Genomic DNA, 13,567 nt, shown 5'->3' on the forward strand with positions numbered 1-13,567 from the left:
CCACGCGCTGCGTGGGAACGAGATCCCGGTTTACTTTGCTACAGTCTCTCATTGCAGCCCCGAAAGGGCGAACGTTCGTGTCCAAGGGGCGCAAGCCCCTGGATACAAGATGAGATCAAATCCGAATTTGTTATCTTTTACAGCCCCCCTCCCCTCTCTGGAGCCTCGAGGACCCGATGAACTCACCGCCGCTGCTCACCGATCCCGCGCGGGCCTGGGCACCCTGGGATCCCGACTCCAAGGATCGTTGGGACCTGGCCCGCGTGGGACATCTTCACCGACGGGCCGGCTTCGCCCCCTCCTGGTCGGTCCTTCAGCGTGACCTCAGCGACGGGCCGGACGCGAGCGTCGATCGCCTGATCGAGGGCGAGCCGACCGCCGGTGACGGCCAACCGGCCCCTGCCTTCGACGCAATGCTCGACGCCATGTCCGGGCAACTTGCCGAAGGGGCCAGCCTGGCGCGTCTGCAAGGAATCTGGCTCTACCGGATGGTCTTCACGCCGCACCCACTCCGTGAGCGGATGACCCTCTTCTGGCACAACCACTTCGCGACCTCACACGGCAAAGTCAAGAATTCACTCTTGATGCAGCGCCAGAACGATCTGCTTCGGTCGCACGCCCTTGGCGACTTCAAGACGTTGCTCTCGGCCATCGGCAAGGATCCAGCTATGCTGATCTGGCTTGACTCGACCGAGAACCGCAAAGCGCGACCAAACGAGAACTACGCCCGCGAAGTGATGGAACTGTTCACGCTCGGCCGGGGCCATTACACCGAGAAGGACGTCCAGGAAGCGGCCCGCGCCTTCACCGGCTGGTTCGTCGTCCGCGACCGATTCCAGGTGATCCAGGGCGAGCACGACCTCGGCACGAAGCAGGTGCTCGGTCGCGCCGGCCTCCTTCAAGGGGACGACATCGCCCCGATCCTGCTCGACCAGGCCGCCTGCGCGGAGTTCCTCTGCGAGAAACTCATCCGCCAGTTCGTGACCGAGGTCGACCCGATTCCCGCCGCCTTGATCGCGTCACTGGCCGAACCGTTTCGCGCGTCAGGCTACGACATCCGCGTTCCTTTGAAGACGATCCTCCGGTCGAACCTTTTCCACACCACGGCGGTCCGCCGCCGTCGCGTGAAGAGCCCGGTCGAATTCACGATCGGGACGATCCGGGCGCTCGAAGTTCTCAAGCCGACGGTCCAGGCCGACGCCCTGGCCCAGGCCTGCGGACAAATGGGCCAGAACCTCTACGCCCCGCCCAGCGTCGCGGGCTGGGACGGCGGCGCCTCCTGGGCCAACTCGACCACCATGCTCGCCCGAGCCAACTTCGCCCTGGCCCTCCTCTCCGATCAGGACGCCGCGCTCGGCAAGCGGCTGAACCCCCAGGAGTTGGCCGCGCTCCATGGAGCGACGACCTCACGCGAAGCTTGCGACTTCCTGATCGACCTGCTGGTGCAAGACGCGTTCGACCGCAAGCTCCGCGAACGCGTTTCGGCCAAGGTCGCCCCCAAGGAGATCGCGGCAACCATCCTCACTTCGCCCGAATATCAACTTGCTTAATCATACAAACAATTTCGCATTTTTCACGATAACCGCGACGTCCATCGCCACCCCCTGACTCGAGGATCCTGACCGATGCGATCCCACCGCCGCGCCTTCCTGAAATCGTCCCTGGCTGCCAGCACCCTGGTTTCGATGGGTTCGACCACCGTTCCGGCCTTTCTCGCCCGATCGGCCCACGGGGCCAGCGCGGAGGCGAACGACCGGGTGCTCGTGGTCGTCCAGTTGATAGGCGGTAACGACGGCCTGAATACCGTGGTCCCGCACGGCCTCGACGGCTATGCCAGGCACCGGCGCGTGTTACGACTGCCTTCAGGACAGATCCACAAGATCAGCAAAGAGGTGGGTCTCCACCCCGCGATGGGAGGGATGGCCAAGCTGCTCGAGGAGGGACGACTTGCGGTGGTCCAGGGGGTCGGCTACCCCAACCCCGACCGCTCGCACTTTCGGTCGATGGAGATCTGGGAGTCGGCCCGGCGCGAGGAGGGAGCGCTCGAAACCGGGTGGCTCGGCCGGACGATCGACGCGCTGCCCCGCCCGACCGGTCGCGACGCGACGGCGCTCCACGTCGGCAACCGCGGCTTGCCGCTGGCCTTAAAGGCCAAGCACTCGGAAGCCCCTTCCCTGGAACGGCTCGAGCAATATCGCCTTCAGCTTGCCGGCGACGCCGGGGACCAGCGGACAATGCGCGCGGCCCTCGATCAGGTCGCTCGCCTCGATCGGGCGGCCGACGATCCTCTGCTCGGTTTCATGAGACGGAGCACGCTCACCGCCTATGACTCCAGCAAGCGCCTCGAGCAGGTCATTCAGCCCGCGGCCGGGAAATCGTCGTATCCGAATTATGGCCTGGCCCGCCGTCTCGAACTGATTGCCCAGATCGTCAAAGCCGGGTTTGGAACGCGGATTTTCTATACCGCGCTCGACGGCTTCGATACGCATGCGAACCAACTCGGCACGCACGCTGCACTCCTGACCGAGCTTTCCGACTCGATCGCGGCGTTTCACAAAGACCTGGCCGGCTCTGGCCAGGCAGACCGGGTCGCGCTGCTGACCTTCAGCGAGTTTGGGCGACGCGTCGCGGAAAATGCCTCGGGGGGCACCGATCATGGAGCCGCCGCGCCTCTGTTCGTGGTCGGACCGGTCAAGACGGCGGGCCTGATCGGGCCGCACCCCAGTCTCGAAGACCTTGAGGACGGCGACCTGAACCACCACACCGACTTTCGGCGGGTCTACGCGTCACTGCTCGAGACCTGGCTCGCGTGCCCGAGCCGTCAGGCCGTGGGGGCGGGGTTTGAACCGCTCCCCCTCTTTCGATCGGTTTGATCCGGAAACACCGAATAAAGGGAATTTAAGCAAACTTATCGACATCCTCTGAGCCAAAATGCCGCGCTGACTCCGGTTCGCGCGGCATCTTTGGTAGAGGGGATCCTGTTGATATCCTCTTGCGAGAATTGACAAAGGGGCTCTTGAACGGGGATGGGTCGAGAAATTCTAGGCAACTTTAGCGATTTTCTGGCCAAGCCTCGTATAACTTAACAGACCCCCTTGATGCTGAATCATCCGCCTGGCGGAGTGCGACCGATGAAATGCCGACTTGCCATGGGGCTTGGCCTCTGTTTGGCCCTCCTGCCATGGACTGAGGAATCCCATTCCGCGGTGGCCGCGCAGGCTGCTGACCCGTTACCGCAGGAGCCTGCCCTCATCGCACCGCAGCCCGGCCCCGAAGCGGCTGTCGCCGGTCCGGACGTCCCGCCGCCTCCGCCCCCAGGCGCTCTGCCTCCAGGCGAAGCGGCTCCGGGCAATGCCGTCGAGCCGGCTCCAAAACCAGCGGCGGATGAAGGGGGACCCGTCAAGGCACTGACCGACGGGCCAGTCCACGAAGCGTTTATCTCGCCCGCCAAAGACGGTGATCCCGATCGGGTCGAGAAAGCGCCCCCCGCGCCCATCGTCGAGCGCCCCGGGGTCGAAGCCCCCAACCCGAACGCGCAATGGGTCGAAGGGTACTGGGACTGGGACGATGGCCGCAAGGACTTCGTCTGGGTAACGGGGACCTGGCGCGTGCCACCTCCCGGCCGGTTCTGGGTCAATGGCTACTGGAAGCGCGACGACCAGGGTTGGTACCGGGTGGCCGGATTCTGGAGCGAACGAAAGACCGATCGGCTCGACTTCCGCAAGGATGGTCCGCCGGCCGATCATCCTCCCGATCAACCCGGCGAATCGCCAGGCGCTGACCACTTCTACGTGCCCGGCCAGTATTTCCCCGACGGCGACGGCGTCCTCTGGAAGCCGGGCTTCTGGGCCAAGGTCCAGGAAGGCTGGTCGTGGGTCCCCGCACAGTGGGTTCGCCAACCCGAGGGGTGGACGTTCCAGGAAGGTTACTGGGATCGGACGCTCGACGACCGAGGGACTCTGTTCGCCCCGGCCTCAGTCGATCCGTCCGCTCGGAACGGCAATACCGTTTATCAGCCCTACACCCAGATTTCGCCTCAGAGCTATGGACTGCTCTACGGCGCCTTCGGACGGCCGAACGCCAACTACGACGGCTATCCCGGCTGTTACTACGACACGAACGGCAGCTACTACGGCTACGCGGCGTACGGCACGCTCTCGCCCTACTACGGTTATCTCGACTATCCCTTCTACGGGACGCTCGGATATCCCTACATGTCCGCGATCAACTACCCGATCGGCGGGTTCGGTTACGGGGGCCTGGGCTACGGAGGATTCGGCGGCCTGGGCTACGGAGGATTCGGCGGCCTTGGCTACGGAGGATTCGGCGGCTTGGGCTACGGAGGGTTCGGCGGCCTCGGAGGATTCGGCTCGCCCTTTGGGTTCGGCGGCCTCGGAGGATTCGGTTCGCCCTTTGGATTCGGCGGCCTCGGAGGATTCGGCTCTCCGTTTGGATTCGGCGGCTTCGGCTCTCCTTTTGGGCTTGGTTTCGGCGGCTTCGGCTTCCCCTTGTTCGGTGGTTTTGGTGGATTCGGCGGATTCGGTGGTTTTGGCCGCCCTGGCTTCCATCATCGTAACAACTTTCCATTTAACCCCCATGGGAACCACCATGTGGGCAACGGGCACTGGGGAAATGGTCAATGGGGAAATGGCCAATGGGGAAATGGCCAGTGGGGAAATGGCCAATGGGGAAACGGTCATGGGGGAAACGGCCGCAACAACATTTCGATCCCCTCGCCCAATTCACGGTTCGTGAATAACAACATCCGCAATGTTCATGCGATCGGCGCGGGTCGAAATCAAGGATTGGGTAACCATGCCGGCGTCATGGGGGGTCATCGCAACGGGGTGATCGCGCCGCCGTCATCACGACCCTTCGCCAGTCCATTCCACAATGCCGCGCAAACGCAGCATGGTCGGTCGGGGTTAGGTGGGTCGAACTGGAATACAGGCTTTAATGGCGTGAATCACGCCTCCCGCGTCCACACCGCCGCGCGTCCCGTGTTTACCTCGAGCACGTCAGGGCCTCACCACAACGCGGCGAATCTCAATGGTTCGCACATTGGTTCATCGTTGGGTGGCCTGAACCAGAACGGCGGAAATCTCAATGGCTTGGGGGCGAATGGATTGCATCGCAACGGCGCAAACCACAATGGCCTCAATGCCAATGCGATCCATAACAACGGGGCGAATTTCAACGGCCTCAATGCCAATGCGTCGCGACACAACGGGGCCAACCTCAATGGCCTTAACGCAATGCACAACAACGGGGCCAACCTCAATGGCCTCAACGCAATGCACAACAACGGGGCCAATCACAACGGCCTCAATGCCAATGCGTTGCGACACAACGGCAACGTCAACGGCCTCAACGCCAATGCGTTGCACAACGGCGGGCAGCCTGGCTTGGGCAACGGTGCGGGAATTCCTGTCCACCATGGTTTGAATGGTGGTGGAAACAACTTTGGGGGGAACGCGAATCTCAACCGAGCTCAAGGCCTCAACCAGGGGATGGGTTCACTGGGAGGAATCCCGGCTCACCGTGGAGGAGGCATGCCCCAACATCAGGCCTTGGGGGGAGCGGCCCATCAGTTCGGTGGCGCAGGGGGGTTTGGAGCCTCGGCTCCCGCGCACCATCCCGGAAACGTCGGCGGCGGCCATCCCGGCGGCTTCAACGGTGGCGCGATGGGACACGCAGGAGGGTTCGGCGGCGGGGGCGGCCATCCCGGCGGCCATCCCGGCGGCTTCGGCGGCGGGGGAATGGGACATGCAGGAGGCTTCAGCGGTGGCGGAATGAGCCATGGCGGTGGCGGCCATGCTGGTGGCGGCCATGCTGGTGGCGGCCATGGCGGGGGTCATCGTTGATCCTGAAACGGCCGTGCTCGTGTGCTTCCCAACCACAATGACAGGGCCCGTCGCGGATCAGTTCCGCGACGGGCCCTGTCTGTTTTCCCTACTGATTCGCTCGCTCACGGCTCTCGACCGGTGTTCCAATCCCGCACGCTGTTCGCGCCGACTTCGATCGCAGAGGAAGTCGGCAACAGCCCCGGGGCGTTCCCCCAGTTGGGAGGCCTCCCCACGGCACGAGCAGGAACCATCGAGGTCTCAGAAATCGCGGGTTTCGCTTTCCCAGAGGATATCGCTGACAAGCGTCGCCGCCACGAGCAAGAGGAGTGGCAAGCCGACGAGCCACCAATTTGGGATGAGATAAGCGAAGAAGGCAGGAACCGCGACCGATACCAGCGGCAGTCGCGATCGTCCGCGCGGCAAGGTCGACAAGTCGCAGGCGGTTTCCGGACGGCACATAGACCAATCGCGGCGGCAGATCCCGAGGATCGGGTCGCATCATCGACATCCGCCCCGAATCGATCGAAACCGGCGCCGAGCTCCAGAACAAATTGGACTTGACCAACGCACCTCGCACGCGAATCTGCTCGTCCGTCGGCACGGAATGCGAGCGAAAGCCGGAGCGGCCGATGAAACCGATCCGCCGGTTGCTCTCGGACTCGTAGCCGACGAAGTAGCCGCCCCCCTCCTGCTTGCCGTCGTGCACGAAGTACCAATTGGCAGTTGGCTCACGCTCGTCCACAAAGACTTTGATCCTGCGCTCCCAGCCCAACGATTGGGAAAGGGCCCCAGAGGTCTCGAGCCCTCCGGACATGTACATCGTCGGGCTCCGCTCATTTCTCCCCACGGCATCACACCTCACTCCTTTAATATCACGATACGTCGCTAAACTCATGTTCTCAGACGGGATGCTTTCGATGAGCGGCGTGCCATCGGACTTGACCACGAGGTTTTCGAAAGGAGGTTGATTCCACCCCGGCCATGCCCTCAGAATCGAGGTGCCGAGCCAGAGCGTGAGCACAAACCAGAGGGTGCCGAATCCGACCGCGAGGGTCGCCGCCAGTAGCGACTGGCGCAGCAGAGAGTTTTTGCGTGCGATCATGATTATGCCGCTCCTCGATCGCTGGTGCTCTCTTGACCGAGAGCGAATTCCTCACCAAAAACGGGCAGCGATCGCCGGGGCCCGCGGGTGTAGTCGACGAACGCGTCTTCCAGGTTCAGGCCCACGACGTCCCAGGTGAGCGGCGCGAGCGATTCGACGACCTGACGCTGTTCATCGCCGAAGTTGACGATGACAAGCTCGAGTCGGTGGCCCACTTCCCAGGCCTGCACGAGCCCTGAACAGCCGGGAAACGTCGGCGGCCGACCCGAGAACTCGAGCACCAGCTTGCTGACGCTTTCCTTGAAGTGTTCGGTAGGACAGTCGGCGCGGAGCACGCCATCGACCAGGATGCCGATCCGATCGGCGACGCGCTCGACGTCGGCCAGGATATGGGAGCTGAAGAGGATCGTCCTCCCCTGGCGCTGAACCAGATGGATCATCGACATCAAGAAGTCGCGGCGTGCGACCGTGTCAAGTCCCAGCGTCGGGTCGTCCAGAATGAGCAAGTCGGGATCGGGAGCGATCGCGAGGGCCAGGGCGACGTTGGCGCGCTGGCCGTTTGACAACCGCCGAAGTTTCGCTCGCGCGGGAATCTCGAAGTGGTCGAGAATCTGGTCGAGCAACGGCTGATTCCAACGGTCCGCATGAAACGCGCGGCAAAACCGCACGGCTTCGGCGACCGTCATCCAACCGTAGAGGGGATGTCCCTCCGCCAGGTAGGCGATGCGGGCCCTCATCGCGGGGGGCAAAGTGGCGACCTCGTGCCCGAGGAGCTCCACCCGGCCGTAGTTGGGTTGGACCATCCCCAGGAGCATCTTGATCGTCGTCGACTTGCCGGCGCCGTTTCGCCCCAAAAAACCATAGACGGACCCGGCCGGAACCCGCAGGCTCAGGCTGTTGACCACGCACCGCGATCCGTAATATTTCGTGAGTCGCTCTTTCACAATAGCATGTGTCATGAAAAAGCCTTTCTGCTCACTTCGATGCCGACTTCGCGGGATTCCATTGAAACTGTCGCGATCGTGTGGCAACAAGCCGTGAGACTTCCTCCTCCGAAAACCCCAGATGCACGGCTTCCGTAAGAAACTTGTCGAGGCTTTCGAACAACCGCTGCCGCCGCGCCTCCTTGGTCAACTCGTCCTTCGGCTCGGCAACGAACACCCCACGCCCCGGGCGATTGGTGACCAAGCCCTCGCGCTCGAGCTCGGTATAAGCCCGGGCGACCGTGTTGGGATTAATCACGAGATCTCGCGAAAGCTGGCGCACCGAGGGCAACCGCTCCTCAGGCTTCAGGTCGCCACGAGCGATCGCCTCACGCACCTGCTGCACCAATTGCTGATAAATCGGCAGCCGGCTTGCACTGATGATTTCATAATGCATGAGACCACCTAGGTTGCCTTTATTAATTGTTTCAAAAAAACTGGTCTCTGGTTTCTCGCCTCCTCAGACCGGCACTCCCTCCCGCCATTGAGGAGGAAATGCTTCCCCACCACGAAGGACGATCCTGGCTAACTGTATTAAGCGTCTTAACACAGTTCGCATCAGGTTTCAAGTCCCCTTCCAACCGCCACTCCCAGCGGTTGTTGAGATGGAGAGGCCTGATCCGCAATGCTGGTTTAATCAGGCTCTCGGAACTCACGAATCTCCATGCCTTTTAGATTACGGGCAGGCCGATCGCGGACGCGGGCTTACCGGCGTTCATCGGGCTGAAAGCCCACATTCGATGTGCGTGGAACGAGGATCAGCGCGGCGGGAGTTGAGGCGTTGAAGGGAGGGCCACCGACGTTTCGACTGAGCGATTCAGTCCGGACCGTGAAATGCGAAGGCTGGCTCTGACGGCCGCCCCTTCGGGGCTAAAGAACACAAGCGATGGAGTCTGTCGCAAAGAAGACGGGCCGTCTGTCGGCCCCGGAGGCCGAAATTCGTGGGGGAAACTCGTTCCCACGTTCGGCGTGCAAATGCCGTTCTGGCCGCTCAGCGGCCCCACCCGCCGGGGAAGACAAGACGACGCGGAGCGTCGCACACGGCATTCGCACGCAGAGCGTGGGAACGAGATCCCGGCATCCTTGCTACAGCTTACACATGTGCAGACTATCCACAAGCGACTTGTACTCTGGCGATGAACGGTCGCCCCTTCGGGGCAGCCAATGCGAAACTGTAGCAAGATCGCCGGGTCAATGAATCCGGGTTGCGTGGGCGGAAAATCCAGCACCGTGGCAACAGTTTCCAAATATCTCTTAATTTACCGGGACGGTTGCCGGGATCGGTTTCGTCGGCCCGTCGGGCAAGGGCGGGCCGGGGTCGATTGCGGGAGCATTCCCTGCGAGCATCTCCTCGACCCACCGGCGGAGTTGGCCGTTTTTCAGGTAGCGGTCGAAGTCCTTGCCGGGGCAATCGGTCAGGCCCGGCGCGGCGTCTTTGTGGCCACGGACTTGCGCCGGATCGAGGCGGTAGTGGTGGCAAAGCCAGGCCGTGAGCTTGACGCAGGACGCGATCTGTCGCGGGTCGGGACGCTGCCGCCCGAAGTCGCCCATCATCTCGACACCGATGTTCCCCGACAGGGGATACTTCGTGTTCGACTCAGGCTCATAGGACGGCGGCCGGCCTTCGAAGATGGTACCATCGGGAGCGATCAGGAAGTGGTAGGGCAGATCGGGCCAGCCCTTTTCCTTCTGGCCCCAGGACTGCATGTTCCGTACGAACACAACGGGCGCGACCTTGGCCTCCCAGAGTACGCCGGCATGGTGGATCGTCACGTATTTCGGCGTCTGCTTGCGTGCGTCCGCGATCGGCTGCGGTTTCGAGCCCCATTCGGACGCCGACACGATCGCCGGCCGAGGCACGGTGGGCGACTCGCTGGGGCCCTCGGCCGCCGGAACCGGCGATGCGAGGAGCGCGACGATGGCGGCAACGATCGGTGATTTCATGGCGAGCCTGCCTCTCGGGACCGGAACGAGGCCGGCTCACAGGAGGGCGCCTGGCCTCGTCATCCCGCACGATTATCGATCCGCGGCCGTGAACGGACAAGATCAGGTCATCCTGTCAGTCCGACGGCTCTCGCGGTCCGCCCCACGAGACGAAACTACGATCCGAAAAAGCGCTAATAACTGAGACTGTCGCCTCGTTACCGGGTTATTCACCCGGCTGGCCCCGGACCACCCCGATCCATCAACCCGGTGTCCTTGCGACAGTGTTTAAAAACTCGGTGATTCTTGGGATTGCGCCAGAGACTTGCCCGGCAGCCTCGAAACGCTCACCCCGTCTCAATGGCCGGCACAACAAGCCGACGGAGATGACCCGATTTTTTCTGGAAGTATTCGCCCTTTTGCGGATCGTTGAAAAAGCAACGGCCAGCCACGGGTCTGTTCCGCGGCTGGCCATGGCTGATTTCACCGGTCCGCCTGCCTGGCGGCGGCTTATTGCGGCACGCCAATCAATGGCGGAAGTGGCGGCGGCCGGTCAGGATCATGGCCATTTGATGCTCGTCGCAGGCGGCCAAAGTTTCGTTGTCGCGCTTCGAGCCGCCTGGTTGGATCAGGGCCGTCACGCCGGCCGACGCGGCCGTATCAGGGCCGTCGCGGAACGGGAAAAAGGCGTCGGAGGCGAGGACGGCTCCTTGCGCTCGGTCCCCTGCCTTGGTGACGGCGATCCGGACGGAATCGAGTCGGCTCATCTGACCCGCGCCGACGCCGACGAGTTGCCGGTCGCGGACGAGAACGATCGCATTCGAGCGGACCGACTGACAGATCCGCCAGGCAAAACCGAGCGACACACGCTCGGCGGGAGTCGGAGTGCGCTGGGTCGGGACCGTCCCGGAGGCGGGGTCCGCTTCCATGGTGTCCCAATCCTGGACGAGCATTCCGCCTTCGACGCGACGGAGGTCGAACCCGGCCGGAGCGGGCGAATCGGGGCCAATGGGGCCGCCCAGGTCGAGTAGGCGAACGCTGTTCTTCCAGGTGGGCTTGGTGGTCAGCAGGGCGAGGGCGTCGGGGTCGTAGCCAGGGGCCACGATCGCTTCAATGAAACGGCCAGGGACACAGAGCCGTTCGGCGGTCGCGCGGTCGAGCCGGCGATTCAGGCCGACGATTCCACCGAAGGCGCTGACGGGGTCACCTTCGTAGGCGAGCTCGAAGGCTTCGGCCAGATTGTCGGCGATGGCCGCGCCACAGGGGTTGTTGTGCTTGAGGATCGTCGCGGCCGGTTCGGCGAACAGGCGGATCAGCCGCAAGGCGCTGTCGAGGTCGAGGAGGTTGTTGTACGACAGCTCCTTACCGTGGATCGACTGGGCCGTCGCGAGGTTGGGGCCAACGGTCCCGGGCTCGACATAGAAGGCCGCGCGCTGATGCGGGTTCTCCCCGTAGCGAAGGACCGTTCTTCGTTCGAATCGAGGGTTGAGGATCGGAGGGAAGGCCTCGGTCCCACCTTCAACCGGCCCCACCACTTGCCCGAGGTACTCGGCAATCGCCTGATCGTAGCGGGCGCATTTGGCGAAGGCGGCGAGCGCGAACGCCTTGCGCTGGTCGAGGGTGGTCCCCCCTTGGTCCTGGAGCGACTTGGCCAGGCTTTCGTACTGATCGGCGTCGGTGAGCACCGCCACGTGGGCGTGGTTCTTGGCGGCCCCTCGGATCAGGCTCGGGCCGCCGATGTCGATGTTTTCGACGGCCTCCTCGAACGTGACGCCGGCCCGCGCGACCGTCGCCTCGAACGGATAGAGATTGACCACGACCAGGTCAATCGGCTCGATCCCTTGCGCTTCGAGGGCGGCGAGGTCCTCGGCGATCTCCCGGCGCGCCAGAATCCCGCCGTGGAGCTTCGGGTGGAGGGTCTTGACCCGCCCGCCCAGGATCTCGGGCTGGCCGGTATAGGCGGAGACCTCGGTCACCTCGAGTCCCGCCTCGGTCAGGGCGGTTCGGGTCCCGCCACTGGCCAGCAGGTGGACCCCTTGCCCCGCCAGAACGCGAGCCAGTTCGATCAGACCCGTTTTATCGCTGACACTCAACAAAGCCCGGCGGACTGGTACGATCTCGTGCATTCGACCCTCGTTTCACTCCGACGGTTCTCAGACAACGCGACAAGGGTGGTCGCAAGTACCAACTCCGGTTGAGGCCGGAGTTCGGACTTGGCGACCACCCAGCGGAAATTCAACAAGTCAAACAGAGTTCAGAGCAACACTTACTTCTCTTCGGGAGCCGGATCAGGTTCACCGTCCGGAGCCGCAGCCGGCTTCGCCTCGTCCGCCGGCACGTGCAAGTCGAGGATCGAAGGAGCTGTGATCCCGGAAGGTGGTTCCATCGGAACTCCCTCGGGGGGAATGCTTCCGAACTTGGGCGCCTTCGGATCGCGGAGCAACCGGGGCTTCGTCTGGCCGATCTCGCGCAGGCTAAAGATCAGGCCCGTCGACGAGGCCAGGTAGAGCCGGTCGTTTATCGTGTTCGTCAGGCTGAGGTCGTACGATCGAAGGTTGACCCCCGCGCGGGTGTAGGTCGATCGCGGGTCAGCGACGATCCGGCCCGATTCGCGATCCACGATGAAAAGGTCTTCATCGTACGATTCCAAATAAATTCGCTTTTCAGTCACCGCCATCAGGCGGCCGCCATGGGTTGAGGTCGACCACCGGGCGCTCCCCTTGCCAATGTCGACCGCGTTGAGCACCCCTGAGGTATTGACGACATAGACGTCCCGATCCGCAACCAACGGTTCCTGGAGCACCGGTGCCCCGGCCGAGAACGTCCACATCACCGTCGCGGTGAACAGGTCGACCGAGTAGACATTTTGATCCGCCGACGGGATCAGGAAGGTCCTCGCGCCAAAGAACGAGATCGGCGCCTCGATCGCGCCACCGGTGGCGATTCGATAGAGCATCTTGGGCGTATCGGTCAAAGCGACGTAGGCCCGACCGTCATGACCACCGAACACGACCATCCGACCCGCGGGGATGGGCCGTGACTTCAGCGGGCCGGAGGTTTGCCAGTTCGAGGCGAACAAGGCCTGGGGAGAAAGCACCGGCTGGCCCTTCGCGTCCTTGACGACCACACCCTTTGCGTCCTTGAGGTACAAGCTGAAAGACCGGAGCATTCCCGTGCTCAGCCCCACCATCACCTGCCCTTCGTCGCAGGCCGTCGGGCTTGAGGGCAAGACCGAAAGGTTCTCGACCCAAACCGTCCGCCCCGTGTGGCGGTCCAGGGCATAGAGCAAGTTGGAGTTGGTCACGAAGACCAGTCGCGAATTGACCGACGCCGGGAAGGCATCGCGCAATTGGCGTCCCAGGTGCGCCGACCAGAGGAGACGGCCGGACTCGGAGTCGAACGTATGGAAACCGGCGTGGTCGGTCTGGGCGAAGATCAGGTTGTCCGCCATGCTGATCTCGAGGAGCTTTTCGGTCGGCTCCATCGGAACAGCGGCCATCCAGTTCCGCTCAAGCCCGACGCGCCCCAGCGCGGTGCGTGTGGGCAGAAGATCGCGAGAAATCGGAATCTGAGCACGAACCGTGGTGCCCATCAGAGCCAGGAAGATACAGCTCAGTACGATACGGCGGGACATTGGCCCGCTCCTTTCCCGTTGCCGACGACTTAAGTTGCGAACCGAATAGGAAAGTCTCACTTTATCCCTATCCGACGTT

Annotated in this window: 9 protein-coding genes; 3 read left to right on the top strand and 6 right to left on the bottom strand. The window is 63.1% G+C overall.

Going from position 1 to position 13,567, the window contains the following annotated elements:
* Positions 1–176 precede the first annotated feature (176 nt).
* The 3 genes from BUS42_RS13915 to BUS42_RS13925 all read left to right on the top strand — a co-directional run bounded on the left by BUS42_RS13915 (position 177) and on the right by BUS42_RS13925 (position 5,864).
* Positions 177–1,550 carry a DUF1800 domain-containing protein gene (locus tag BUS42_RS13915; protein WP_074307423.1) on the top strand — a complete coding sequence of 458 codons (1,374 nt, stop codon included), beginning with the start codon at positions 177–179 and terminating at the stop codon, positions 1,548–1,550.
* Between the two features lie 75 nt (positions 1,551–1,625).
* Complete coding sequence (locus tag BUS42_RS13920) at positions 1,626–2,873, top strand: DUF1501 domain-containing protein (protein WP_074307424.1); 1,248 nt, start codon at positions 1,626–1,628, stop codon at positions 2,871–2,873.
* Positions 2,874–3,131: 258 nt separating this feature from the next.
* A complete protein-coding gene (locus tag BUS42_RS13925) occupies positions 3,132–5,864 on the top strand; it encodes a YXWGXW repeat-containing protein (RefSeq protein ID WP_074307425.1) in 2,733 nt (910 codons plus the stop codon).
* Positions 5,865–6,104: 240 nt separating this feature from the next.
* On the opposite strand, the gene BUS42_RS42725 is transcribed toward BUS42_RS13925, so the two are convergent.
* The 6 genes from BUS42_RS42725 to BUS42_RS13955 form a co-directional block, all read right to left on the bottom strand.
* A complete protein-coding gene (locus BUS42_RS42725; RefSeq protein ID WP_143206329.1) occupies positions 6,105–6,305 on the bottom strand; it encodes a hypothetical protein in 201 nt (66 codons plus the stop codon).
* 645 nt (positions 6,306–6,950) lie between these two features.
* On the bottom strand, positions 6,951–7,907 hold the full coding sequence (locus BUS42_RS13935; protein WP_083670197.1) for an ABC transporter ATP-binding protein: 957 nt from the start codon (positions 7,905–7,907) through the stop codon (positions 6,951–6,953).
* 16 nt (positions 7,908–7,923) lie between these two features.
* Positions 7,924–8,328: a GntR family transcriptional regulator gene (locus BUS42_RS13940; protein WP_074307428.1), complete on the bottom strand. Its 405-nt coding sequence runs from the start codon at positions 8,326–8,328 to the stop codon at positions 7,924–7,926.
* 857 nt (positions 8,329–9,185) lie between these two features.
* Positions 9,186–9,875, bottom strand: coding sequence for a peptidoglycan recognition protein family protein (locus BUS42_RS13945; RefSeq protein ID WP_074307429.1), 690 nt, complete (start codon positions 9,873–9,875; stop codon positions 9,186–9,188).
* Between the two features lie 506 nt (positions 9,876–10,381).
* On the bottom strand, positions 10,382–11,980 hold the full coding sequence (purH, locus tag BUS42_RS13950; RefSeq protein ID WP_074307430.1) for a bifunctional phosphoribosylaminoimidazolecarboxamide formyltransferase/IMP cyclohydrolase: 1,599 nt from the start codon (positions 11,978–11,980) through the stop codon (positions 10,382–10,384).
* A 140-nt stretch (positions 11,981–12,120) separates the two neighbouring features.
* Positions 12,121–13,488: an outer membrane protein assembly factor BamB family protein gene (locus tag BUS42_RS13955; protein WP_074307431.1), complete on the bottom strand. Its 1,368-nt coding sequence runs from the start codon at positions 13,486–13,488 to the stop codon at positions 12,121–12,123.
* Between the last annotated feature and the right edge of the window lie 79 nt (positions 13,489–13,567).

Origin of the sequence: Singulisphaera sp. GP187 (genome assembly GCF_900129635.1) — a bacterium.
GTDB lineage: Bacteria > Planctomycetota > Planctomycetia > Isosphaerales > Isosphaeraceae > Singulisphaera.